Origin of the sequence: Providencia sp. PROV040 (assembly GCF_032706145.1) — a bacterium.
Taxonomy (GTDB): Bacteria; Pseudomonadota; Gammaproteobacteria; order Enterobacterales; family Enterobacteriaceae; genus Providencia; species Providencia hangzhouensis.
Genome location: NZ_CP120530.1, coordinates 895,905 through 921,253 on the forward strand (window position 1 = coordinate 895,905; position 25,349 = coordinate 921,253).

A 25,349-nucleotide genomic window follows, 5' to 3' on the forward strand; every position below is an offset into this window, starting at 1 on the left:
TTCGAAAATTATTAATATAATACATAAGCGATGTTCGAATACGGACTGGCTGCTCGGACTAAACTAGCCGCGATATAATAATAGCATTATTACCACATATGTCACCACCAATAAACGACTTTTTTCTAATTTATTAGTGAGTAGTTGAGGTTTGAGTTACGTATGTTCTGTTTAAACTCAATTTTATGAAGTATTTAAACTATAGTTTAACCATCGGTTATTCTAGTACAGCGAATATGAAACGTTTATACAAAAGATGTTATAAAAATTATTATCCTATTTAATTCATTCAAATAATTAATTTTTACTAATAAGAGAATTCAAAATAAAAAAGCTTTTATCTGAAATAGATAAAAGCTTTTTTGCTGAGATTAACTTAAAGGTAGAGGTTTAAGGTCACCCCTGGTTTCAGGTCGGCCATTTTGACACCTGAATTCCAAGTCATTAAATCATTGAGCTTTATGCCGTGACGCTTAGCAATGCTATAGTAGGAATCGCCTTTTCTTACCTTATAGGTTTTTGCCTTACGGCTACTTGCTGTAGACGCTGGGCTAGCAACTTTTAATACTTGCCCAGGTTTGATAACGCTTGCGGTTTTTAATCCATTTAGCTTTTGAATATCTTTCGCAGTAGTATTGAATTTTTTTGCAATACTTGCGACGGATTCGCCTTTGCGTACTTTATATGTTGCTATTTTAGCTCGATTTTGACGTGCGCTAGAAATTGCAGTAGGTTGCGCTGTTTTAATCTGCTGATTTTGTTGTGCAGCTAAGCGAATCGTGTTTAAAACGTCTTGGTCGGAAAGAGATGTTTTGAATTGTTCGGCTTTAGCAGTAGGTAGCATAATATAATGAGGGCCACTTGGTGATGTTATACCGCGAGTGTAACCAGAATTATATGTTTTTACCGATTCAACTGTTAACCCAGCCAACTCAGCAGCTTGAGATAACGTGATTTGTTGGCCAACATCAATTTGAGTGAGTGCTCTATTTTTATTACTTGTTGGCAAATTAACTTGATACCTTTCAGGGTTTTTTAATACTTGGCTAAGCGCTAAGATTTTTGGTACATATTGTTTGGTTTCTTTCGGTAAAGAGAGTGACCAGAAATCAGTTGGTAACCCGGCAGCCTCATTTTTCTTGATAGCATTTTGTACACAGCCTTCACCACAGTTATAGGCAGCTAGAGTGAGCTCCCAGTCATGGCCGAACATAACATTTAAGTTTTCGAGAAGATCGAAGGCCGCTTTAGTTGAAGAAACGACATCTCTGCGTTCATCAACCCATTGTGTTTGTTTTAGGCCATATGAGCGAGCCGTGATAGGGACGATTTGCCATAGGCCTGCAGCTTGTGCCGGAGAAGTTGCTTTAGGATTAAACGAGCTTTCAATTATAGGAATTAAAGCTAACTCCATTGGTAAATTGCGCTCATTAATTTCGTCTACGATGAGGTACATGTATGGCTCAGCTCTTAATGCCACATCGTAGACAAAACGTTGTTTATTTAAATAACTATTTGCTAACTCCCTAATTTGAGGTTTATCAGGGATATCCATTTTTAGTTTATCACTAATATAACCCCATAGGTCATAATCAGATTTAGGTAATTGTCTACTGGCGGCTTGGTTATGTGATGCAACAGTTTCAATTGTATGATTACTAGGAGTTTTGTTCTGCTTAATTTTTTTCGGGGCAGTTTGGCATCCGGCCAACAGAACAATGGCGATAAGCGTCGCGATTATCTTCATTCTTTTCTATTGTTCTTCATTTTAATGTTTAAAAGTCGAACAATAATACTTATCCCACCCCGATATGACAATCATTAAACTTTAATATTGGTCTTTTAATTGACGCAGTAGGGTAAAAATTGCTCTTAAAGGTGGGTTTTGTAGATTAATATTGAGTTTTTTCTGTAGTTGAGGGTTGTCACATTGCAGAAAAACATTTATTTTTTTCTCTATTTTCAATGGGGTAGGTACTGTTGGTTGATGTTTGTCACGTATTTGCGTTATTTTTTGTAAATATTGTGTAATCGCTTCATTTTCAGGCCATATATGGTGTGCAAATTTGAGATTAGATAAAGTATATTCATGAGCACAACAAATTAAGGTTTCATCAGGGAGTGCTGCAATTTTTTGGATAGATTCAAACATTTGCTCAGGCGTTCCTTCAAATATCCGCCCACAACCCGCAGAGAATAGGGTGTCACCACAGAATAAATAAGGTGCTTGGTAAAAGCCAATATGCTCAGATGTATGGCCTGATAATGAAATAACCTGTAGGTTGAACTCGTCAATTATGACTTTATCACCATTTTCGACTATTTCTGTTGCTCCTTTAGATTGAGTTTCTTTTGGGCCAAAAACGGGAAGAGTTGTAAATTTGCTTAAAATCCCTTTTACGCCACCCGTATGGTCATTATGGTGGTGAGTTAATAGGATTGCGACTGGGGTCAATCGCTTGGCTGTAATTATTTCAAGCACAGGCTCTGCCTCTGCAGGGTCAACGATGATACACTGTTGGTGGCTATCAGCTAAAACCCAAATGTAGTTATCGTTTAAAGCTGGTACTCGAATTAACTCCATAATGACCTCGATACTTGTTAATAGTTAATAGGGGAATTTCATGAAGCCTGCGCGTATTGATAAAAAAATTCAAATGCCTGTTAGTTGGTCTGACATTCCTTTTGGAGAACAATACCGTCAAGCCATAGAAAATCAACTTAGCCCTTGGTGGCCAAAGATATTTGGCTTTCATCTGCTTAAGTTAGGTCATTTAAGTACTGAAATCCAGACCGAAGGCTGTCTTATCTCTCACCAATTTAATGTTGGTACCGGCGATCCGCGTTTTAACCTTATTGCCAAACCCGAAGCTTTACCATTAACCCAAAAATCCATAGATGCCTGCCTAATGACTCACTGTTTGGCTTATAGCCATGATCCTCATTGGCTCTTACGGGAGGTTGACCGGGTATTAATCGACGATGGCTGGTTAATTATTTCAGGTTTTAACCCTTTCAGTCTTCTTGGAATGGCGAAACTCGTGCCTGTTTTACGTAAACGGCAGCCTTATTGTAGCCGTTTTTTTCCATCCGTTAGGGTATTTGATTGGCTCAGCTTATTAAATTATGAAGTTTTGTATCATCGCAATTGCCAAATAATCCCTTGGCTGGGGGCGAATAGACGAGTGAATAAAAGCTGTGGGGGGGGTGGTGTTTTAAGTGTGATTGTGGCGCGGAAACGGACTTACCCACTAACTCCGACACCACTAAAATTTAAGCAACCAAAAGTTAAGATTGGAACAGCACTCGGTACAGCAAAGGAGATCAGTAAATCAATGAAGATAAACGACCCTTCTTAGTTTTGTGCGGGTTGGTAACCCGTGTCTTCTTTAGTTGGTGCTGAAGCCGCAGCTCGAGCTAATTCATCACATTTCTCGTTTTCGGGGTGGCCAGCATGGCCTTTAACCCAACGCCAATCAATAGTATGTCGTTGGATGGCATCATCGAGGCGTTTCCATAAATCGACATTAACGACAGGGGATTTATCTGCTTTTCGCCATTGTTTACGCTTCCAGCCGTGGATCCATTGTGTTATTCCTTGTCGTACGTACTGGCTATCAGTGGTTAAAATAATATCACAAGGTCTTGTTAGCGATTCTAATGCTTTGATGGCTGCAAGTAGTTCCATTCGGTTATTTGTGGTTAAAAAATAACCTTCACTCAACGTTTTTTCATGCTGTTGGTAGCGTAAAACAACGCCATATCCACCAGGGCCAGGATTGCCCAAACAGGAACCATCCGTGAAAATTTCTACCTGCTTTGTCATTTCTGTTACACTCTATATTATTCGTTCCCCTCTAGTTTGACACAAAAAAACATTATGAGCACGGTGATAACCAGACAAATTGTCCTTGATACTGAAACAACCGGTATGAATAAACTCGGTGTTCATTATGAAGGGCACAACATTATAGAGATTGGTGCGGTTGAAGTGATTAACCGCCGACTAACAGGGCGTAATTTTCATGTGTACATTAAACCTGACCGTTTAGTGGATCCTGAAGCATTCGAAGTGCATGGGATAAGTGATGAATTTTTACAAGATAAACCTGTTTTTGCAGAAATTGCGGATGAGTTCCTTGAATTTATTCGAGGTGCAGAGCTTGTTATTCATAATGCTCCCTTTGATATCGGTTTTATGGATTATGAATTCCGTAAACTCAATAAAGGAATTCCACCCACGCAAGATTTTTGTACCATCACTGATAGCTTAGTATTGGCTCGCAAACTTTTCCCGGGTAAACGGAATAACTTGGATGCGCTATGTGACCGCTATTTAATTGATAACTCTAAGCGAACACTGCACGGGGCTTTACTCGATGCTGAGATTCTGTCAGATGTCTATTTGGCAATGACAGGCGGGCAAACTTCATTATCATTTTCGATGGATTCGGAATCGGCTAATAATGAGCAAGAGTATGAAATTCAAAGAATTGAACGTCCCCAAACTGGCCTTAGGGTGATTTTTGCTTCCGATGAAGAGCTTATTGCTCATGAAGCCCGGCTGGATATTGTTGATAAGAAGGGTGGCAAACCCTGCCTTTGGCGGCAATCTTCCGATGAGGCTGAAAATTTACACTAATGATTGGTGTTATCATTAATGGTTGCTTAGGAAAATGCATAGAAAAGCCTCTCAAGGCTAAAAACTGTTCAACTGCGCGATTTAACAAGAAAAAGTGTTGACGGGGTCCTTAAGTATTCGTAATATGCATGGCGTTCCCAGTAGGGAACATCAGGAGCGGTAGTTCAGTTGGTTAGAATACCTGCCTGTCACGCAGGGGGTCGCGGGTTCGAGTCCCGTCCGTTCCGCCAAATTATAACGCCACGCTAATATATTAGCGTGGCGTTTTTTTTATCATGACTGTATTTAACTGCATTAAGAGTTCCTTTCTTTTTGTATCACTTTTTTGTTGAATGATACATATTTTGCTTCTAATGACTTCTTTGAGTTAATTTTTGATATAATGAGATCTATAAATAATAGATTTATGAGAATAATTCATATTCTTTTTAATCATATTAACTATTCTTAGGTTTTGTCGCGATTTTATCGAAATGTATAAGTTTGAGTTTTTTATGACTGTATTAATAATAATTCGCATGAACTCTAACTAAGATAACAGATCTGAAATAATCTAACCAATCTTTACCTAATGCTTTAAGGTATATATGAAGGCTATCAATAGAAATAGCAGATTGGCCATTCTCATACCTTGATATTTGTTGTTGGCTCAAATTTAATAATTTTCCTAATTCTGTTCCTGTTAATGATTTTTCAATACGTGCGGATTTCAAGTATTTTGCGGTAGCCATAACAATATCTAGGTCATTACTTTTATTCAATTCTTTAGTATTGATATATTTCATTTCATATTCTCTCTATTAGGAATTTATTATTTTAAAGTTAGCTATTGAAGATGGCATTACTTTAAATTTTTTGATTTTCTCTATGAGGAATAGATTATATTTTTTAGTTACCAATGTGAAATTGTTTTAATGAATCAAAAATAGTTTATTTGATAGATTTTGTCTATTGATGTAAGTATAAATAATGAATATAGGCTATTGAATCAAAATATAGGTTTTTATAATTCAATAAAAACAATGTGTTATGTTAATATTAGGGATTGGCTTAAAAGTGAGAATATAATAAACAATAAATGAAAAAAAATGCATTTATAGTCATATAAAAGTAAGTATTTATATTTTTACATAAAATTACAAAAAAGTATTTATAGATTAAGTTGAAATAGTGATTTATTTAGAGTTGATTTGGTACTTATCGATAGGTAGTATATAAGTTTAATTATAGGTAAAAGTATAATCAAGCCTACTTAGTTGGAGAAAAAATGAAAAGATTAATAGGAATCAGAGATGTAATATTAGCGATTACCTGAGCGAACTACTTTATAAGTAGAACGCTATGTGTTAAATTGTATTTAATTTATCTTGCCTGCTACAGACAAAATAAGGGCCAAACGAACTGGAAAAAAGGTACCAATCAGAAGTTATCTCATCAATTTCTACATATGCAATTGAGTTTAGATTGAATGCTTTGAAATATTTTTCGAATATATCATCAGGAACATTGTCATTTGAAGATTTTCTATCATAACTTATGGTTAACTTTAAATCTTTTATATACTTTCTTGATGATTGATTGAAATGAACAACTCGATTAACAATATATGTCTTATCAGTTGTAATTGTTCCTAATAATTTAATATATCCACTGTTATCATTGTTTTTTACTAATTTCATATTTAGTGTGTATGATGATTTATTATTAGCTAATATGAAATTAGAGGAAACAGTTGCTTCACAATATTGTGTTTTACTTTTTTCTAAATTCAAGTTAAATAACAAGAAAACGATAATTAATGAAAATAATAGTATCAATGAATATAGTGTTTTATTAGTCATTTTTATCCTGCCAATTTACTCTTGTTGAAATGCATTCTTTATTTTTTTTGCATTTTACTAATAAGCTATGTTTGTTTTTCCCTAAGTTTTGTATATTGTTATAATAATAAAAAACATCAGAATCTTCACAGGTTAAGTTAAAATCAATTGCTTGTTTGCTTATTGTGTCACTCATGTTTTTTTCATGGTTATCTTTAAACCCATAAACAGGGCAATCTCCAATTGTGCTAATTTTGTATGACTGTATTGATGCATATGGAAATTTTATTGCATGAATTTGATTTATAAGGTAAATAATCACCAAAAGTAAAAAAACACTAATTATCAATAATGTTTTTTTAATAATATGATTTTTATCACTAAGTAATAGTGATTTGTTAGATTTATTGCTTGAAGTGGGAGGGGGGGCTAGGCTTTTCTCTATTTTATTATTGAATTTGGCAATCGATTCTTCAATTTGAATTTCAGAAGAGATAACAAGGCCTTTTTTTGATATGCTTAGAATTGCATTTTCAACTAAAAGCTGTTGATGTAATACTTTTCTTAATGTACTAATGTATTGGTTAAGGGTGTTTATCGAAACTTTTAGGTCATATTTATTTAGTATTTTTTTTAATATCTCTTCACGAGTGATAGTCGTTTTATTATTCTGAATTAGTATTATAAAAATATAATTCAACACGGGTGTTAATTTCATTACACTGAGTTCTGTGTCCACCCTAAATATTTCACCTAAGTCAGAGTTATATTTTATTATGTTGTTCAGTATATATATCATACATGACTCTTATTTAGTTATTAAAATATGTGCTTAGTTTGATCACTTTAGCTAACATGATAGTCATTGATTTTAAAGTAATTATATCAGTGTAATATACTACCCTTTTTTTGAGAAGAAAATATGAAAATAAATTTTTGTTTATAACGATTGGTTATATATGTAATGACAAAAATTTCAGTGTATTGTATTAATGAAACTGATATTTTTTGTTTTGATGTTTTATATACAGATAAAAAGCAGTATTAACCACTATTTCAAGTCATGGAAACCTAAATTAATTTGCTTTTTTAATAGACTGAAATGATTTTTTAGAACTGAATTTTATGAATTTGTAATCCTTTAAGGTAATTATAGATACAGAGTACCTGTCGAATTATGATTAGGTAATTAAATATTTATTTTAATAGTAGTATAGCCAAATTTGTCATTTTATTTTTTTAATTAATTGATATCATTGAATTTTAGGTGCAGTTGCCAATTGGGTAATATTTATCAAATATTACAATATATTTACGGCTTTTCTTTTTAAGACGCTCATCTTTAGATTCTTGGCCGGGTAATAAGTAAAATAGATAAGGCTCGGAATCATCATTAGCATCACAGTTTTCATGTAAGAGTACTCTAAAATAGGTATTACCCGTATTTTTTAGAATACTAGTGATTGGATTAAGCTCATATTTAAAATCTGGTTTTTTAGGTCTCACAACAAAATAGGTTTCTAGGCTAACCGTTGGATAAAATAAAGGTCGCTTTTTTTGTTCATCATCATTACGCATATCAAGAGGGGTTTCGCTAATGATAATCTTATAATAGCGCTCGGTCTCATCGGCTTCTCCTCGATAAAAAATCTTAAAAAATTCTTGTTCCCCAGGTAATAAAATTTTCTTCAATGGAGTAAAAATAATCTCGCCATTATGGAGAGGTGCCCCATGTTCTTGGTTACCTGGTTTATCAATTTTGTAGGCACTAAAATTATATAAATTAGTTTTATCTGTGTCGTTGATGTATGGCTTAGAAAAAAACTCTTGCCCTGACTCCATCGAAGAAATATCTGCATTGATATATAAAGCAATAGCATTATTGCAAGACACTGATAGCAAAACCAATAATAGGATTTTAAGTAAATAAAATGGTTTCATATTAAAAAATCCAACTAAAATTTAAGAGTATATGGGGTTCAATAAAAGGGCCACTTGAACTTTTACAAGTAGCCCTAAAAGTAGTCATTAGATATTATTGAATATCGGGCCCGGTCCAAATTGCTTTGACAGTTATTGTGCCACTTGCAGAAACGGTTCCTAACCAATCAATACCATCCAATGTAAAAAATGATTCAGAGTCATTCATTGGGAATGATAAATCTAAGTTAGTTCGATAAAAAGATCCTAAATCCTCATTAGGTCTATCCCATGGTGTTTCAGACCATAATGCATTTTTTAATGAAATTTCATTATTATCACAACTTGCTCGGTGTGATTCTTTAGTACCATTTTCATTTTTAAATGAAAGATAAGCGGAAAAAGGGACATTAAGTTTATTATCGCTCGAGGTAAATAAGCAGTATGACTGTCCTTTTAATGTTGTGTTTGGTCCTTCAACTTTTGCTGTAATAGAGTCCGCTTGCCTTGGCCCGCTAGTCGTGACGATATAATTAAATTCTATCGGTGGTTCATCATTGCCGACTTTTCCTGTTTTGGATTGGTTTGGATTAAAATCTGCTGGAATAATGCTAATTCCATAATCTCTCGGCTTAATTATTAAGAAATTTGAAGGTGTAAATTCGTAAAATCCAGATTGAGGAAGTGGTGATTGAAAACCAAAAGTATATACACTATCAGCAAGTGTGACTGTTGAATTAGGTGAAGCGTCAACAATTGATTTTAAATATTCATTTGAGAGAAAAACTTCAATATTTTGTGAACCATTATTAAAGATCTCTGACATGTTTGTTGTTGATGACCAATTTGTCCAGCGCGTGCTGTTACTTCCTTTATATTGAATAAGTGCAGCACGGGGGTCCCTAGCTAAACCTAACTTTGCACTATCAATATACATACGAACTGTAAATGTTCCGCCGATAGATTGTCCTTGGGTTTCTAATTCAACCAACTTACAAATAATTCCAGAAGTATTTCCAACAATCCCTGTCGAGCAAAAATTAGAACCGAGTCCAATAGTTGGATTGCCATTGCTATCCACAAAGACTTCTTGTAAGGCGCCCGTTCCTTTTAGAATAATATTGCCTTTTTTGTTGGTTGGAATGTAGTGTTGTTGTGTTGTCGTTCTTCCTCCACTCGTCATACAGGTCGTATTACTTAAATCATAATCGTCGCGGCTTGTGCAGGTTCTTAAATCAAAAGTATATTCTGTTCCTGGTGGTATTTCGGCTAACCAGCGATAAAAAGATTCAGAAAATATCGGTCTTGAATATCCAGACTCACCCGGTGTTCCTGTTTGTTGGATTTTATATGCACCATTATCTCGTAACTGCTGAGCTGACCAATAAGACGTTGCCGGGCAATTTCGGTTATTTGTCATGCAACGATTCCCGATAAAAGGTTGGCTTACGGGAGAATTTTCTAACCAGATATCACCTGTATTATAAGTTGAGCTAAAAGGTGTTCCTGTATATCCCATATAGCCTAAACTATATTGGCTATTGCGCTGGTATTTTGTGAATACATTTGAGCCCGAGAAGCGTGGGTCAACTCTATTAGCAACAATAAAGAATTCGTTATCAACTTGGTTTTCAACAATGACATACTCTTGTAATGGCGCTGTTGCAGAAAACGAATTCGGTATTAGAACCGAAAATGAAATAAAAAGTGCTGTTATCGATAATAATCGCATATTAAATTAGCCTTTAAAGTGATAATTAACGTTTAGCAAATGCTTCTTGAGGTTCACATGTCACCTCACCGACCCACAATGCACCACGTGCACCTTGAAGGTTTAAATCTGCTTCGCAAATTGTTTGCTGATCATCTTGTAATAACGATATCACTGGATATCGGACGTCAACATCCATGGAAAACTCACCATTTTGGTCCGTTTTTGTTCGACCAATATGATTTCGAATTGAGGCATATTTTATATATTCACCATTTGGTAATTTCAGACGACCAAATACCGTGACTAGTTGCCTTACCTCAGGTTGATAAAGAGCAATGTTTCCTGGGTATAATGTGACGGATTTATTTCGCCCTGAAACAATATCAAAACTGTCTTTTGATTTTCCGTCATTCATTAGTTGAATGTCATAATCCGAATAAGGGGATAATGGAATAAAGGTATTTTTTCCACTAATTGGGTAATTCTGCCCATTTACTTTTGCGACCATACTGCCGCTACCTTTTATATCGGAATTAATAATGACGCCTGATTTACCTTGCTGCCCACTTGGCATGATCATGCCGTTGCTATATGCCACAGAGCCACGAGAGGTTAAATTGCCATTAAGTCTGTTATTATCGGGGCGATTAATCGTTACGGTACCTGAATTATATTTAGTATCATAAGAAGCATAGCCTAATGTTGAAAAATTGGATTCACCATTATCTTTATCTCGGACTAATTTGGAGACAGAAACCCCTACATTGGTAATCACCGAATTTTCAAAATTTTTATTCGCATAAATATTTGCTTTCACATTACCATTTGTTGAGGAAACACCCGTACTCAACCATGTTGATAAAGGTAAGGAAAAATCGAGGTTAATATATTTTTCGTTGGTACTATTTTGGTTATCATAATGATAGCGCTGTACACCCGCTCTTAGCCCCACCGTTCCATAACGGCCAGAGAATAATGTATTCGCATATTCATAGTTAATTGAATCACTGCCAATACGGCGATCTTTAGTATTACTAATAGTCAGTGACCCAGTTCTATCAATTATTTTGTCAAAATTAATGGTTCCGCCATAAGAATAACTGTCAGCATCATAAAGTGGTAAATCACCAGTCACTACAGTTTTTTCTTTAGATGCCCATAAAGAACCATAACCTTCCGGTATATTGACAGAAAGAGTCGCAATATTACGATAACTGCCATGGTTTTCTAGCATGCCTTGCCAGTTAACTGAGATATAGTTATTTAAAGCTGCATTGATACTCGTTTCTTGTACAACAAATTTATCAAACCCATAATTTGACATTTGAAAACGCACGCCAGACAATACAGGGAAGTTATAAGCAAAAGAGGCTCCGATTAAATGGCTTTTACCAGGAGTTTGGCTCGTTGAGCCTTCATTTCTTACATAATTGCGCTTATCAAAGTCAATATAACCACCATAAATTTCCCAATTGAGTTTATCAAAACCGCCCGTTATCGCACCGAAGGATTTATTAATTGTTTGGTGCTGTGTTGTGACAATTTTGCCATCGATAACTGTCTCAATAGTGACGTCGTAAATACCATAGGGTAGTACACTGGTATCAACTTCAAAATTACCCATTGGAAAATTTTGAATATTTAATAATTTACCTTGCCGATAAATGCGTACTTCGCCTGGGCTATTTAAAAAAGCATAAATCGGCGTAAGTGATTGCTGCTTATTTGTCACCATACTTGAGGAATTGTTTCCTATTGATGCCGCATAAATTTTACTGCTGCTAAGGGTAGTTAAGCTGGCAATAGACTGTAAATTCCACGTACTCATGAGCCCAAGTGCAAAACGAAATCCGTTGAAATCACGCTCATACATTGCACGATACAGCTCAACATTAGAATTAGATTTTCCAATGCTATATGCTGATGCATTTACATTAAAGTGATGTTCCGCAGCTGCGAATAATGTATCTAAATTGAAATAGCTGCTGGATGTATCTTTTGAATCTTTAACACGGCTCTGGAATACCCCTAAATCATAGTTAGCTACCGCTGAAAATGAATTAACTGAAGAATTTCCTAGTACAGATTGCCGCGCATGTTCTTTTGGCGAAAAAGCAGCTTTATCAACATCTAATGATAAATTAAAAGAAGAAATGTTTAATTGAAGGGTTGCATTATTATCAATAATAATACCATTACTTTCATCAAAAATGGCATCCTTTTTTTCTTCAAGTTTATCAACTAGTAAATTATTTAATTTCGCACCTTGCTCATTTTCAATGAGATGAATACTTGATAATTTAATATTACCATGATCGATTACAATAACTGCATCTGCAATTTTACTTTCGCTCTGATTGGTTGCTGCATCATCATTTAGTCGTAAAAAAACAGGTACAGACATTCCTTCTTCCAATGCACTAACAAATGCAGGAGGAATAATATATCCACCGATCTTAACGCTTTTCATTTCATTGGCATTAATTGTATTCGAAAAAATAATACTTAATATTGATAAAGCAATAGCACTCTTACGCATAATTTAAGTCCATTCTTAATTATTTGACAACAATGAACTCTCCTTTGTGCCAAATACCTACGCTTGATTTTTTATTTGTGACATCGACAAATTGTAATTTGACGGCTAAGTTTGGCATGAGGTAATAACGCTCGCGACAAATACCATCCACTCCGTATTTTTGTTTTTCTGCTAAACAAGGGCCTGAAGCCACTACACGGAAGGTGCTATTTCCAGTATTTGAAACTTGGGAATTAGTATATTTATAATTAAAGTTTTCAATTCTTGGTGCGACAACGAGAATTGTGCTAATTGTTGCTGATGTTGTTGCTGATGCCGATTTCGCACTTTGTGTAACACCACTCTCGCCAATAGGATCATCTTTCCAATTTAATCGATAGTAACGTTCTTTATTATCTTTTGGGCCTTGATAAATTATCTTAAATATATCTTTTGCATGCCCTGGAAGAATTAAGTTAGCGGGTGTTGATAATATTTCATTAGGATCAGTAACTGTAATTACTTTTCCAGTATCAAGTGGTGAATCTATTTTTTCTATCGTTAAATTTACCAATCTTGCTGTATCTACTGTATTTTCAATTTCTTTAGATAAGGTATCTTCATTCGATGATATTATTTCAGTAATATTTCCCACGTTGACAGCAAAACTGCTTTTTAATGGTAACCATGATAATAAAATTAATGCTAATGTTATCTTTTTCATAATCGTAAATTTCAAAAATGAATGACGATAAAGATATTATTTCCCTATAGTATCTTTATCGTAATATTTAGTTATCTAATAAGGGGATATTGAATTAAGGAGCTGGCGTGAAATCACCGTCCCAAGTTGCAGTAAATTGAACTTTCACATCACCATCCCATGTACCATCAGTCAGTGCTTTAAAGTCAGTCGCTGCACCATCAGCTTCAGCGCCAGCAATAACAAAGGTGAATTCACCGCGATCTGCTGCACGCTCAGAGCCATTATAGATGCCATCAGCCGCTAAATTGTCTAAACCAGAAGTTAAACCGGTTGATGTATCAATTAATACTAAATCATTATTTTTAGTCAAATCTTCGCCATTCCATTTAACCCCAACAGTTAATTTAGAATCGTCAGTTGTTCTTGCTAATGTATTAGCAATAATTTTTGACGCTAATTTAAAATCTGTTGCACCAGCTTGGCCTTGAATAGCGATATCAAATGCTCCATTCTGTTGGTTAAAGCTTTTTTGGCCTTCGGCATAATTAAAAGTTAAACTTCTTAATGGAGTTACAACTAACATACTTGTCGTGTCTTTAATTGCAGTCGCTTGCCATGTTGCTGTTGCTTGAGCGGTACGTGTATCTGCATTTGCAGCTGTAGCAAAAGAAGCTGCGATAATTGTTGATAACAATACAGAAGCCATTTTTTTATTTAACATACTAATCTCTCTTTTTATATTGATAGAAAACAATAGTAAAATTAGTTATTTAATTTTTACATATTGATATGGTTTTATTGAATTTAAAATAGAATATTTAAATATCTTTCATGCTGTTTAGTAATATTTCGATTGTTTTTTTACTTAAATTTATATTGTTTCTTTTATTTTCTTCAGAGAAACAATCAATATAGTAAATCATTTCAATCCATCTTTTGTCTAAAACGGTTAATATTTCATTTAATTGATCTAGCGATAATGAACTGCTACCAGTTTCATAGCGAGATACCTGTTGTTGGCTAATGTTAATTAATTCTGCCAACTGTTTTCCTGTCATGTTTTTTTCTTTGCGTGATTTTCGTAAATAATTTCCTACATGACTACTAATTATATTAGCTTTCATTTTTTCAGCCTCTAATATTAATAGATCTATTTATATGATATTCGTTAGCTCACTCGCTTGCTTAATTGAGTGTTATAATAAATACATTAAAAAAAGAGTAAATGGCAGGATTTCTATTAAAAATTTACTTTTAATAGGTTTTTTCTATTAACTCTGTTTTTTTTAGCATTATCTAATTAAAAAATATCTTCTCACCAGTTTAATTGGTTAAAAATACACTTAATAGTGTTGAAATCAGGGGGATCAATAAAAAAATACACTAAATAAGCGTAAAATTATTATAATTGTTAACAAATGTATATTTAATTAAGAAGTATAAAGAATCTACATTGAAAGTTACAATTTATTACAATTAAAGGGTGGGAAGAATTTAGAATAAAGGTAGGAAACCAGTTATATTGGTAAAATTATAATTTGTAATGTGTTTTTAGCCCTCTTATTTATTAATAACTCAACTAACTAGTTTAATGTGTATGATGTTAAAATTACACTTTGCTAACTAGATATATGATATGACATCAGTGTCTAGTAGGTTGATACTATAGTATCAACTTTTTAATATCATGACCCTATTGTGGCACATGGGGTTTAGACCTGAAATTTTGTCTTACAGGCCAATTTATTTTCTATAGTCTCATCAGGTATTTTACCAGTGAAAATAGAATCAGCGATAGGTTACTACGTTCTCTAGTGCCCCTTATTTTAATTTCAGCAATATCAATTATGATGTCTTTATCTGTGGATGTCGTGTGCTATAGAAATAATAATGGGAAAGCTTCCTCTTTGTAATTAGGTCACTAAATGAATATAGGTTTTGCAGTGCCTAATACTATACACGTTTGTTCTAAAAGCAATTCTTCACTTAGAGATTCGCTAATTATTACTTAATAAGTTAGATATACCGATTTACCTAACCGCTAATTAAGATTGCACTGCGGGCTTTTGAAAGCCACTTTTATTCAAAACTATACATATAAGAACTGTGATCTGTATAGGAATTTCTGTTGTAAAAACGTTGGTTGTTAGAAGTGCACGCACTATCTATATATGATGAGCAATCTAGATAAGCTTTGCAGAATAGCTTATCTAGATTATTTTGAACGATTCTTATTTTCTCCTTGTTAGGTGTGGAGATAGACCATTCTATAGGCTATAGGCAACTGCGATTAGCCAGTAATATTTATTGCTACTGTTTTTTCAATTCATGTTACTTCTATTTATTTCTAATCATTGGAAGGGTTGGGTATTTGACTTAATCTAAACAAAAATATTCGGGCATATTGAGGCTTTTTTTTGTCTAAAACTTTGCCAATTATCACTAATGTGGCAGCTAAATGCGCTAGATGCATAAATCACCTTGATCCCAGACACTGAACTCAGGTTTAATAAGGTTAGTCACTTGCGCAAAAATGTAAGCATTAAGGGATATTTTGCGCAATGGAATGGATTCAGCTTTGCGGCAGTTCAATTTATTAGCGATCTGCTGCCATGAACATAGCAAATATTGCGGTATGGGTAGAATTGGGTTACTTTCAATCGCTCTATTCGTGAAATGCTCAGTTTGTTGTCGATGTGCTATGGCTCCTTAAAGTAGGAAACATATGGGATACATCGCTAAATTGATGTTTTCATGTTACAGCGAAATTAAAGTAGCACTATCCGTATTGCGTTGTAAAAATTGGTTTAAGTACGTTTTTATCCTACCTGGAGTATACTGATGACGACTCGTAAAACCCTTGCTAATGCTATCCGCTTTCTAAGTATGGATGCGGTTCAAAAAGCAAAATCAGGGCATCCTGGCGCGCCAATGGGCATGGCTGATATTGCTGAAGTACTGTGGCGTGACCATATGAATCATAACCCAGCTGACCCACACTGGGCAGATCGTGACCGTTTTGTACTGTCAAACGGCCATGGCTCAATGTTGATTTATAGCTTACTGCACCTCACTGGTTATGACTTATCTATTGAAGAGTTAAAAAATTTCCGCCAATTACACTCTAAAACACCGGGCCACCCAGAATATGGCTATACTCCAGGTGTTGAAACAACAACCGGTCCTTTAGGTCAAGGCATTGCAAATGCAGTGGGTTTTGCGATTGCAGAACGTACATTAGCAGCGCAATTTAACCGCCCTAACCATGACGTTGTTGACCACCACACTTATGTGTTCATGGGTGATGGTTGTATGATGGAAGGTATCTCGCACGAAGCGTGTTCTTTAGCGGGTACACTGAAATTAAATAAACTGATCGCATTCTATGATGACAACGGTATCTCTATTGATGGTGAAGTTGAAGGTTGGTTTACTGACGATACCGCTGCACGTTTCGAATCTTACGGTTGGCATGTTATCCGTGATATCGACGGCCATGATGCATCACAGATCAACGCGGCAGTGAATGAAGCGAAAAGCCAAACTGATAAACCAACACTGATTATGTGTAAAACTATTATTGGTTTTGGTTCACCAAACAAAGCGGGTTCTGAGTCTGTTCACGGTGCGCCTTTAGGTGATGCTGAAATTGCAGCAACTCGTGAAGCTCTGGGTTGGAGCTACGGCCCATTCGAAATTCCTAAAGATATCTATGAAGCTTGGGATGCTCGTACTGCAGGTAAAGAAAAACAAAGCGCATGGGATAAAAAATTCGCCGCGTATGCAGCGCAATTCCCTGAACTAGCTGCGGAATTCACTCGTCGTATGAATGGTGAATTACCTGCTAACTTTGACGCGGATGCGAAACAATTTGTTGAAAATCTGCAACAAAACCCAGCAAATATCGCGAGCCGTAAAGCATCACAAAATGCATTAGAAGCATTTGGTAAAGTATTACCTGAATTTATGGGCGGTTCTGCGGACTTAGCGCCAAGTAACTTAACCATGTGGTCAGGCTCTAAAGCACTGAACGTTGACCCAGCGGGCAACTACATTCACTATGGTGTTCGTGAATTTGGTATGTCAGCTATCATGAACGGTATCGCGTTACATGGTGGTTTCATTCCTTACGGTGCGACATTCCTGATGTTCGTTGAATACGCACGTAATGCGGTTCGTATGGCAGCACTGATGAAAGTGCGTAGCATCTTTGTTTATACTCACGACTCTATTGGTCTGGGTGAAGATGGCCCAACTCACCAACCGGTTGAGCAACTGGCAAGTCTGCGTGTGACACCAAATGTCAGCACATGGCGCCCTTGTGACCAAGTTGAATCTGCTGTGGCGTGGAAATATGCTATCGAACGTAAAGATGGCCCAAGCGCATTAATCTTCTCTCGTCAAAATTTAGAGCAACAACCTCGTACTGCTGAGCAATTAGCCAATATTGAGAAAGGGGCTTACATTCTGAAAGATTGCGCAGGCACGCCTGAGTTAATCTTTATTGCGACAGGTTCTGAAGTGGAACTGGCCGTTAAAGCGGCTGAGCAATTAACATCAGAAGGCCGTAAGGTCCGTGTTGTTTCTATGCCATCAACCGATGCATTTGATAAACAAGATGCGGCATACCGCGAAGCTGTTTTACCTGCCAATGTGACAGCACGTGTTGCTATCGAAGCGGGTATTGCAGATTACTGGTTCAAGTACACTGGTTTAAACGGTGCCATCATCGGTATGCATACCTTTGGTGAATCTGCTCCAGCCGAAGTTCTGTTTAAAGAATTCGGTATTACAGTAGAGAAAGCGGTTGAAGCTGCAAAATCTTTACTGAAATAAAATAAGAAGGAATGAGTCCCGAATTTTGGTTCTCATTTCTAATTATCTTGCTGAACAACGCCTAGTGATAAGCTAGGCGTTGTTTTTTTGTGCACCAATATAGGATTTTCTATTGCGTTCTGTAAATATATCCCTTAATCTAACCTTAGATAAGCTGAATCGTTTCAGTTGCGTGTTGCTGAATGAAAATATTTTTTAAAAATGTCGGTTGAAGCACACTTTTGATGTTTGACAGCTAAAATGAGCAGTAGAGTTGGTGTGAGTCAGTTATCCTTAGCAACCGTGTGATTTTGCTCAGATACAAGGTGTAGAATGGCAATCAGGGTAGCAATAAACGGCTTTGGCCGCATTGGTCGAAGTGTTCTAAGAGCGTTGTATGAATCTGGCCGTCGGGCAGAGATTATCGTGGTGGCGGTTAACGAACTTGCTGAACCTGAAGGTATTGCGCATTTGCTGAAGTATGATTCCAGCCATGGGCGTTTTGCTTGGGATGTACGGCTTAACGGAACACTTTTACAAGTTGGTGATGATAATATTCGTTTATTTCATCAACGTGAGTTGCATGAGTTGCCTTGGAAAGAGCTGGGTATTGATGTCGTTTTAGATTGCAGTGGGGCTTATGGCTCACGGGATGATGGGTTACTGCATTTAGCGGCAGGGGCGAAAAAAGTATTATTTTCTCACCCGGGTACTGACGACCTTGATGCCACTATCGTTTATGGTGTTAACCATGAAAGCCTAACCGCTCAAGACAAGATTGTTTCCAATGCTTCTTGTACCACCAATTGTATTATTCCAATTATTAAATTACTCGATGAGGCATTTTCGATTGAATCGGGGACAGTGACGACGATTCACGCGTCAATGAATGACCAACCCGTTATCGATGCCTATCATAAAGATTTACGCAGAACTCGCGCAGCGAGTCAGTCAATTATTCCTGTTGATACCAAGTTAGCCGCAGGAATTACACGAATTTTTCCGAAATTTAAAGACCACTTTGAAGCCATTTCTGTTCGTGTACCGACGACGAATGTGACAGCGATTGATTTGAGTGTTACCGTACATGACGATGTTTGTGTTGAAAAAGTCAACCAACTACTGCGAAGCGCTGCACAAGGGCATTTTCGTGGTATAGTGGACTACACAGAATTACCGCTAGTCTCGATGGATTTCAATCATGATCCACACAGTGCTATTATTGATGGTACACAAACACGAGTCAGTGGTAAGCATTTAATTAAAACCCTGGTTTGGTGTGATAACGAATGGGGGTTTGCTAACCGGATGCTAGATACAACATTAGCAATGGCAGCGACAGGTTTAAACTAATTGGCGACTGACAGACAGCAGGGCATGATAACTTTATTGTTTTGCACAGTCGCTGATGGAAACTTTATAGAGAATCAACGAGAGGATTCACCATGTCTGTAATTAAGATGACCGATTTAGACTTAGCGGGTAAACGCGTATTCATCCGTTCTGACTTAAACGTTCCTGTAAAAGATGGCAAAGTTACTTCTGATGCGCGTATTCGTGCTTCATTACCAACAATTGAAGCTGCTCTGAAACAAGGCGCTAAAGTCATGGTCACTTCTCACCTTGGTCGCCCGACCGAAGGCGAGTACAACGAAGAGTTTTCACTGCAACCTGTTGTTGACTATCTGGCCGATAAAATGGATTACCCAGTCCGTTTAGTTAAAGACTACCTTAACGGTGTTGACATCGAAGCTGGCGAGTTAGTTGTGCTGGAAAACGTTCGCTTTAATAAAGGCGAGAAAAAAGACGACGAAACGCTGTCAAAACAATATGCGGCATTGTGTGATGTTTATGTGATGGATGCGTTTGGTACGGCTCACCGTGCACAAGCGTCAACACATGGTGTTGCTAAATTCTCTCCAGTGGCTTGTGCTGGTCCACTACTGAGTGGTGAGTTAGAAGCATTAGGTAAAGCATTAGATAACCCAGCTCGCCCAATGGTTGCGATTGTTGGTGGTTCTAAAGTGTCAACTAAACTGACTGTATTAGATTCTCTATCTAAAATTGCAGACCAGTTAATTGTTGGTGGTGGTATTGCGAATACCTTTATCGCAGCGGAAGGCAACAATGTTGGTCGCTCATTATATGAAGCAGACTTAATCCCTGAAGCGAAAAAATTACTGGCAAACTGCCAAATTCCAGTACCGACTGATGTTCGCGTTGCAACTGAGTTCTCCGAAACTGCACCTGCAACTCTGAAAGCAAGTACTGAAATTAAAGACGACGAACAAATTCTGGATTTAGGTGACGAATCTGCACAGCGTTTGGCTGAGATCCTGAAAAATGCCAAAACCATTCTTTGGAATGGTCCAGTAGGCGTGTTTGAGTTCCCTAACTTCCGTAAAGGTACTGAGATCGTTGCAAAAGCGATTGCTGATAGCGACGCATTCTCTATCGCTGGTGGTGGTGACACCCTAGCGGCTATCGATTTATTCGATATTGCTGACAAAATTTCATATATCTCTACTGGTGGCGGTGCTTTCCTTGAGTTCGTTGAAGGCAAAAAGCTCCCTGCCGTTGTGATGCTAGAAGAACGTGCTAAAGCGTAATTAATTGTTCATACACAACAGGCAGCGTAGGCTGCCTGTTTACCACAGGACCTTTTCACATGTCTAAAATTTTTGATTTTGTTAAACCGGGTGTTCTTACTGGTGATGATGTACAGAAAGTTTTCGCAGTTGCTAAAGAAAATAACTTTGCATTGCCAGCGGTGAACTGTGTTGGTACGGATTCAATTAACGCCGTACTTGAAGCGGCCGCTAAAGTTCGTGCTCCAGTTATTGTTCAGTTTTCTAATGGCGGTGCTGCATTTATCGCAGGTAAAGGCCTGAAAGCTGAAGGTCAACAAGCTGCAATTTTAGGTGCGATCTCTGGTGCTTATCATGTACACCAAATGGCTGAGCACTATGGTGTTCCTGTTATTCTGCATACTGACCACTGTGCGAAGAAATTACTGCCATGGATCGATGGCCTGTTAGATGCAGGTGAAAAACACTACGCAAAAACCGGTAAACCACTGTTCTCTTCTCACATGATTGACCTGTCAGAAGAAACACTGGAAGAAAACATCGAAATCTGTGCTAAATATTTAGCGCGTATGGCTAAAATCGATATGACTCTGGAAATCGAACTAGGCTGTACTGGTGGTGAAGAAGACGGTGTTGATAACACAGGTATGGACAGTTCTGAGCTGTATACTCAACCAGAAGATGTTGCATATGCATACGAAAAACTGAATGCAGTAAGCCCGCGTTTCACTATCGCGGCTTCTTTCGGTAACGTTCACGGTGTTTATAAACCAGGTAACGTTCAGTTAACGCCAAAAATCCTGCGTAATTCACAAGACTACGTTTCAGAAAAATATAACCTGCCACACAACAGCTTAGACTTCGTATTCCACGGTGGTTCTGGCTCAAGTGCTGCTGAAATCAAAGAAGCAGTTAGCTACGGTGTTATCAAAATGAACATCGATACTGATACTCAGTGGGCAACTTGGGATGGTATTTTACAGTACTACAAAAAGAACGAAGGCTATCTGCAAGGTCAGTTAGGTAACCCAGAAGGTGCGGATAAACCTAACAAAAAATACTATGACCCACGTGTGTGGCTGCGTAAAGCACAAGATTCAATGGTTGTCCGTTTAGAACAAGCATTCAAAGAACTGAACTGTGTTGATGTACTGTAATTAACGCGCATTAAGTTTTTTGTGATTAATCCCCTAGTAAGGTAACTTGCTGGGGGATTTTTTGATCATGTAGATACTGGTGCTTTACTTAATTGTGAAAGTAGTTTTAAAAACAGCGCTTCACTTTGTGTTAGCGGTTTACTCGCCTCGGTGATTGCACATATGCGGTTATGAAAGACAGGGGAGTCGCTCATTTCTATGAGTGAATGGCGGAAATTAATATGTGAGGCATAGTTTTCCGGTAAAATACCCACATAGTGGCCTGAAGCGATAAAGGTAGCTACAGCCTCAAGGCCAGCGGCTTCAGGGCCTCGGCTAAATTCACCCGATGCTAAAATACTTTCAGTGAATGGGTGTGGCCGATAAACTAATGCTAGATTATGTTTGTTGTTGGCGGTATTGGCAGAAACATAAAGCTTATGGTTTTCTATAAATAAGAACTGGTAATTAAAGCGGCTATTTTCGTGATATTGCCGGCGAATACCGATTTGAATTGTTCTGTCACTAAGCGCTTTATTTAATTGATTATGGTTGAGGATACTTAGCTCTAATTTAACATTAGGCGCCTCTTGGGTAAATTGAGCAATAGTGGCTGATAGATGACAGAGTGGATCCGTTAATATATGTTCAATAACACCAATAACTAATGTTCCAGATAAAACCCCATGGCGTTCATCGACTTCAGTTTTGATATTATCTAATGCTTTCAAAGCAGTATTGGCTTTTTCGATAACAAATAAACCTGACTCAGTTAGCTTAAAGCCAGAAGGGCCTCTTTCACACAATTGGACACCGAGTTTTTCTTCAATTTCACGGATATGGCGGCTTATTGATGCTTTTGACATATTTAGTTTTTTTTCTGCAATGGTAAAGCCACCAGCTTCTGCAACGGAAGTAAAAACACGTAATGATTTTAAGTCTTTTTCAGTTAATTTTTTATTATGCATATTTATACCTATTACGTGAAATCAATCACTAAATGCTAATCTATCTTATTTTTTATTGGGATACAAATAGCATAATTAATACTATTTTATTTTAATTATTAAAATTGTTTTTATTTATATAAAAGGTTTCATTTTATGAAACCATAGGATCAAAAATATCACTTTTATTCCTAGCGGATACGTATATCTTAAAGTTGTAGTTGTTAATAGATTATTACCAAAGTGGCGCCACAAAATAATAATTAATCCAAATATATATAAATACAAAAGGATTCTAATTTATGGTCACAGATGAATTGTTAACAATAAAATTAGATATGATTACATTTACAGCATTAGGGGCCTTATTATTAATTGCTAGTAATGTAATCATAAAGAAATTTCCATTTTTTATGAAATATTCAATTCCTAGTCCGGTGATCGGCGGGTTTATGTTTTCTATTGTAATGTGGTTAGCTTATCAATTTAATATTGTTGAGCTTAATTTTGATAACACATTATATGACTTATCGATGTATATATTTTTCGTCACAATAGGTTTAATGACAGGTGTTAAATTATTAGTGAGTGGTGGAAAAATATTGCTAATTTATATGGTGATTTGCTGGGGTCTGGCATTTATGCAAAATGGCGTCAGCATTGGTTTATCATATGTTTTAGATATTGAGCCACTAGTTGCTATGATGGCAGGCCAAGCCTCGATGCAAGGTGGTCATGGTATGGCGGCATCTTTAGCACCGCTGATTGAGTCCTTTGGCCACGACCAAGCCCTGAATGTTGGGTTAGCGGCTTCGACTTTTGGTTTGATTGCAGGGTCAATTCTAGGAGGGCCTGTTGGGAACTGGTTGATCCAAAGAAATAAATTAAAAATTGAAACTGACCATGTTGATTTGGAAAATTTAGCGGAAAGTAACGATACCGAAGATAAAATTACGGCTCAACAATGTATTATTACAGGAGCAGTTATTTTAAGCATACTCGCTATCGGAATGCCGACAGCAAAATGGATAAGTACAGTAACAGGGTTTACTATTCCTGGACATATTTTTAGTTTGTTTGTTGGTGTTATATTTCATTCAATCAATGAAAGAAAATCAATAATTAAAATATCTCGCAATACAGTAGTATTAATTTCTACTTTATCACTAGAAATGTTTTTAGTGATGGCTATGATGAAGTTAAAACTTTGGGAATTATATGAGTTAGCGTTACCTCTAACTATCATATTAATATCACAAGTTATTACAACAATATTAGTGGCTATATTTGTTGTTTACCGTGCATTAGGTAAAAATTATGATGCGGCTGTTATGTCAGCTGGTTTTATTGGACATGGTTTAGGTGCAACGCCAAATGGCTTAGTGGTCATGGATGCTATTTGTAATAAATACGGTTTATTCTCACGAAAGGCATTCATTATTATACCAATCGCTGGAACGGTATTAACAGATATTGTTGGTGTCCCTCTATTTGTATTCTTAGCTAACACATTTGGTGGCTAAGAAATAAAAAAACAACAAAAGAAAGAAAACTAAATCTAAGAAGGAATAGTTTGTATGAAAAAATTAACGACACCCCCACATGTTGGCCATAAAACATTTTTATATTCAGAATTAGTGACTGAATTGACCAACATTGAAGCGGATATTGCCATACTAGGGATGCCATTTAGTTCAGCTTATAGTGCTCATGCATTTACCAACGACCAATCTCGTGCTCCACAATATTTACGTGATATGAGTGACCGAATTGTTAGGCATCCAGATCATTATGATTTTGATATTGATGGGCCACTACTCCAAGGCCGTAAAGATATTAAATTTGTTGACTGTGGTGATGTTATTCCTGATTTATCAAAGCCTTTGGGGGAGCACCATCAGCGTGCAGCTGAGGCAATTCGACAGTTATTAAGAGCTAAAGCACTTCCCATTGTTTTAGGGGGCGATCATGGGATCACAACGCCTATTTTGCAGGGATTTGATGAAGTAGGACCGATTACACTTGTGCATATTGATGCACATTTAGATTGGCGTGAAGAGGTTAATGGGGTGGATACCGGCCTTTCAAGCCCGATCCGCCGCGCTTCTGAAATGAAGCATATAGGTGAAATTTTTCAAATTGGTTTACGTGCACAAGGTAGCGGACGCCCTGCGGATTACCAAGCGGCTAAAGACCATGGTGCGCATGTTATTCCGGCCTATGAACTGCATGAGGTTGGCATGCAAGCCATTTTAGACCGCATTCCAGATAATTCGAACTACTATATTAGTATTGATGCCGATGGTATTGACCCGAGTATCATGCCTGGAGTTGATGGCCCGGCTCCTGGTGGGGTGACTTATTTGCAAGCTCGTAGCCTAATTCACGGTTTAGTGAAAAAAGGTCGCGTTGTTGGTATGGATATCGTTGAAATTACACCCGCAAAAGATATTCCCTCTAAGCTAACTGGGGTGACTGCTGGGCGTTTTGTTGTGAATTTAATTGGAGCATCCATTCGCGCAGGGTATTTTAATAAGAAATAA

The 25,349-nt window shown here is 36.7% G+C and carries 21 protein-coding genes and 1 tRNA gene; 9 read left to right on the forward strand and 13 right to left on the reverse strand.

Annotation, left to right across the window (positions count from 1 at the left end; genetic code table 11):
* Positions 1–376 precede the first annotated feature (376 nt).
* Together mltD and gloB are read right to left on the reverse strand one after the other, a co-directional pair.
* Positions 377–1,747 carry a murein transglycosylase D gene (gene mltD, locus P3L40_RS03880; protein ID WP_272693284.1) on the reverse strand — a complete coding sequence of 457 codons (1,371 nt, stop codon included), beginning with the start codon at positions 1,745–1,747 and terminating at the stop codon, positions 377–379.
* An 81-nt stretch (positions 1,748–1,828) separates the two neighbouring features.
* Entirely contained in the window at positions 1,829–2,584 is a 756-nt protein-coding gene (gene gloB / locus P3L40_RS03885; protein WP_136135576.1) for a hydroxyacylglutathione hydrolase, read from the reverse strand.
* Positions 2,585–2,624: 40 nt separating this feature from the next.
* Between gloB and P3L40_RS03890 the strand changes: the two genes are divergently transcribed.
* Positions 2,625–3,359 carry a class I SAM-dependent methyltransferase gene (locus P3L40_RS03890; RefSeq protein ID WP_136135577.1) on the forward strand — a complete coding sequence of 245 codons (735 nt, stop codon included), beginning with the start codon at positions 2,625–2,627 and terminating at the stop codon, positions 3,357–3,359.
* Here the strand turns inward: P3L40_RS03890 and rnhA are convergent.
* A complete protein-coding gene (rnhA, locus tag P3L40_RS03895) occupies positions 3,356–3,826 on the reverse strand; it encodes a ribonuclease HI (protein ID WP_004905405.1) in 471 nt (156 codons plus the stop codon). The two genes, P3L40_RS03890 and rnhA, sit on opposite strands and share 4 nt — an antisense overlap.
* Positions 3,827–3,880: 54 nt before the next feature.
* On the opposite strand from rnhA, the gene dnaQ reads away from it, so the two are divergent.
* Positions 3,881–4,642: a DNA polymerase III subunit epsilon gene (dnaQ, locus tag P3L40_RS03900; protein ID WP_094962150.1), complete on the forward strand. Its 762-nt coding sequence runs from the start codon at positions 3,881–3,883 to the stop codon at positions 4,640–4,642.
* A 153-nt stretch (positions 4,643–4,795) separates the two neighbouring features.
* Positions 4,796–4,872: transfer RNA gene (locus tag P3L40_RS03905), tRNA-Asp, on the forward strand.
* A 273-nt stretch (positions 4,873–5,145) separates the two neighbouring features.
* Here the strand turns inward: P3L40_RS03905 and P3L40_RS03910 are convergent.
* The 9 genes from P3L40_RS03910 to P3L40_RS03950 all read right to left on the reverse strand — a co-directional run bounded on the left by P3L40_RS03910 (position 5,146) and on the right by P3L40_RS03950 (position 14,444).
* Positions 5,146–5,427 carry a helix-turn-helix domain-containing protein gene (locus P3L40_RS03910; RefSeq protein ID WP_004905402.1) on the reverse strand — a complete coding sequence of 94 codons (282 nt, stop codon included), beginning with the start codon at positions 5,425–5,427 and terminating at the stop codon, positions 5,146–5,148.
* A gap of 561 nt (positions 5,428–5,988) precedes the next feature.
* Positions 5,989–6,483: a FidL-like protein gene (locus P3L40_RS03915; RefSeq protein WP_196731735.1), complete on the reverse strand. Its 495-nt coding sequence runs from the start codon at positions 6,481–6,483 to the stop codon at positions 5,989–5,991.
* On the reverse strand, positions 6,476–7,201 hold the full coding sequence (locus P3L40_RS03920) for a transcriptional regulator (protein WP_168697698.1): 726 nt from the start codon (positions 7,199–7,201) through the stop codon (positions 6,476–6,478). The genes P3L40_RS03915 and P3L40_RS03920 overlap by 8 nt, the downstream gene beginning before the upstream one ends.
* 524 nt (positions 7,202–7,725) lie before the next feature.
* Entirely contained in the window at positions 7,726–8,403 is a 678-nt protein-coding gene (locus P3L40_RS03925) for a fimbrial protein (RefSeq protein WP_136135582.1), read from the reverse strand.
* A gap of 94 nt (positions 8,404–8,497) precedes the next feature.
* A complete protein-coding gene (locus tag P3L40_RS03930; RefSeq protein ID WP_096864796.1) occupies positions 8,498–10,114 on the reverse strand; it encodes a fimbrial protein in 1,617 nt (538 codons plus the stop codon).
* A gap of 25 nt (positions 10,115–10,139) precedes the next feature.
* Entirely contained in the window at positions 10,140–12,635 is a 2,496-nt protein-coding gene (locus tag P3L40_RS03935; protein WP_136135581.1) for a TcfC E-set like domain-containing protein, read from the reverse strand.
* Between the two features lie 19 nt (positions 12,636–12,654).
* Positions 12,655–13,338 (reverse strand): hypothetical protein, encoded by a 684-nt coding sequence (locus tag P3L40_RS03940; protein WP_136135580.1) that lies wholly within the window; start codon positions 13,336–13,338, stop codon positions 12,655–12,657.
* A 94-nt stretch (positions 13,339–13,432) separates the two neighbouring features.
* Positions 13,433–14,041, reverse strand: coding sequence for a common pilus major fimbrillin subunit EcpA (locus P3L40_RS03945; RefSeq protein ID WP_004905392.1), 609 nt, complete (start codon positions 14,039–14,041; stop codon positions 13,433–13,435).
* A gap of 97 nt (positions 14,042–14,138) precedes the next feature.
* Positions 14,139–14,444 (reverse strand): helix-turn-helix domain-containing protein, encoded by a 306-nt coding sequence (locus P3L40_RS03950; RefSeq protein ID WP_004905391.1) that lies wholly within the window; start codon positions 14,442–14,444, stop codon positions 14,139–14,141.
* Between the two features lie 1,717 nt (positions 14,445–16,161).
* On the opposite strand from P3L40_RS03950, the gene tkt reads away from it, so the two are divergent.
* The 4 genes from tkt to fbaA all read left to right on the forward strand — a co-directional run bounded on the left by tkt (position 16,162) and on the right by fbaA (position 21,880).
* A complete protein-coding gene (gene tkt, locus P3L40_RS03955) occupies positions 16,162–18,156 on the forward strand; it encodes a transketolase (RefSeq protein ID WP_094962156.1) in 1,995 nt (664 codons plus the stop codon).
* A 312-nt stretch (positions 18,157–18,468) separates the two neighbouring features.
* A complete protein-coding gene (epd, locus tag P3L40_RS03960; protein ID WP_004905387.1) occupies positions 18,469–19,488 on the forward strand; it encodes an erythrose-4-phosphate dehydrogenase in 1,020 nt (339 codons plus the stop codon).
* A 92-nt stretch (positions 19,489–19,580) separates the two neighbouring features.
* A complete protein-coding gene (gene pgk, locus P3L40_RS03965) occupies positions 19,581–20,744 on the forward strand; it encodes a phosphoglycerate kinase (protein WP_004905385.1) in 1,164 nt (387 codons plus the stop codon).
* Positions 20,745–20,803: 59 nt separating this feature from the next.
* Positions 20,804–21,880: a class II fructose-bisphosphate aldolase gene (gene fbaA / locus P3L40_RS03970; protein WP_094962157.1), complete on the forward strand. Its 1,077-nt coding sequence runs from the start codon at positions 20,804–20,806 to the stop codon at positions 21,878–21,880.
* 65 nt (positions 21,881–21,945) lie between these two features.
* Here fbaA and P3L40_RS03975 read toward each other — a convergent pair whose 3' ends face one another.
* Entirely contained in the window at positions 21,946–22,827 is an 882-nt protein-coding gene (locus P3L40_RS03975) for a LysR family transcriptional regulator (RefSeq protein WP_210852713.1), read from the reverse strand.
* 281 nt (positions 22,828–23,108) lie between these two features.
* On the opposite strand from P3L40_RS03975, the gene P3L40_RS03980 reads away from it, so the two are divergent.
* Complete coding sequence (locus P3L40_RS03980) at positions 23,109–24,329, forward strand: sodium/glutamate symporter (RefSeq protein WP_136134789.1); 1,221 nt, start codon at positions 23,109–23,111, stop codon at positions 24,327–24,329.
* 54 nt (positions 24,330–24,383) lie between these two features.
* Entirely contained in the window at positions 24,384–25,349 is a 966-nt protein-coding gene (locus tag P3L40_RS03985) for an agmatinase (RefSeq protein ID WP_094962160.1), read from the forward strand.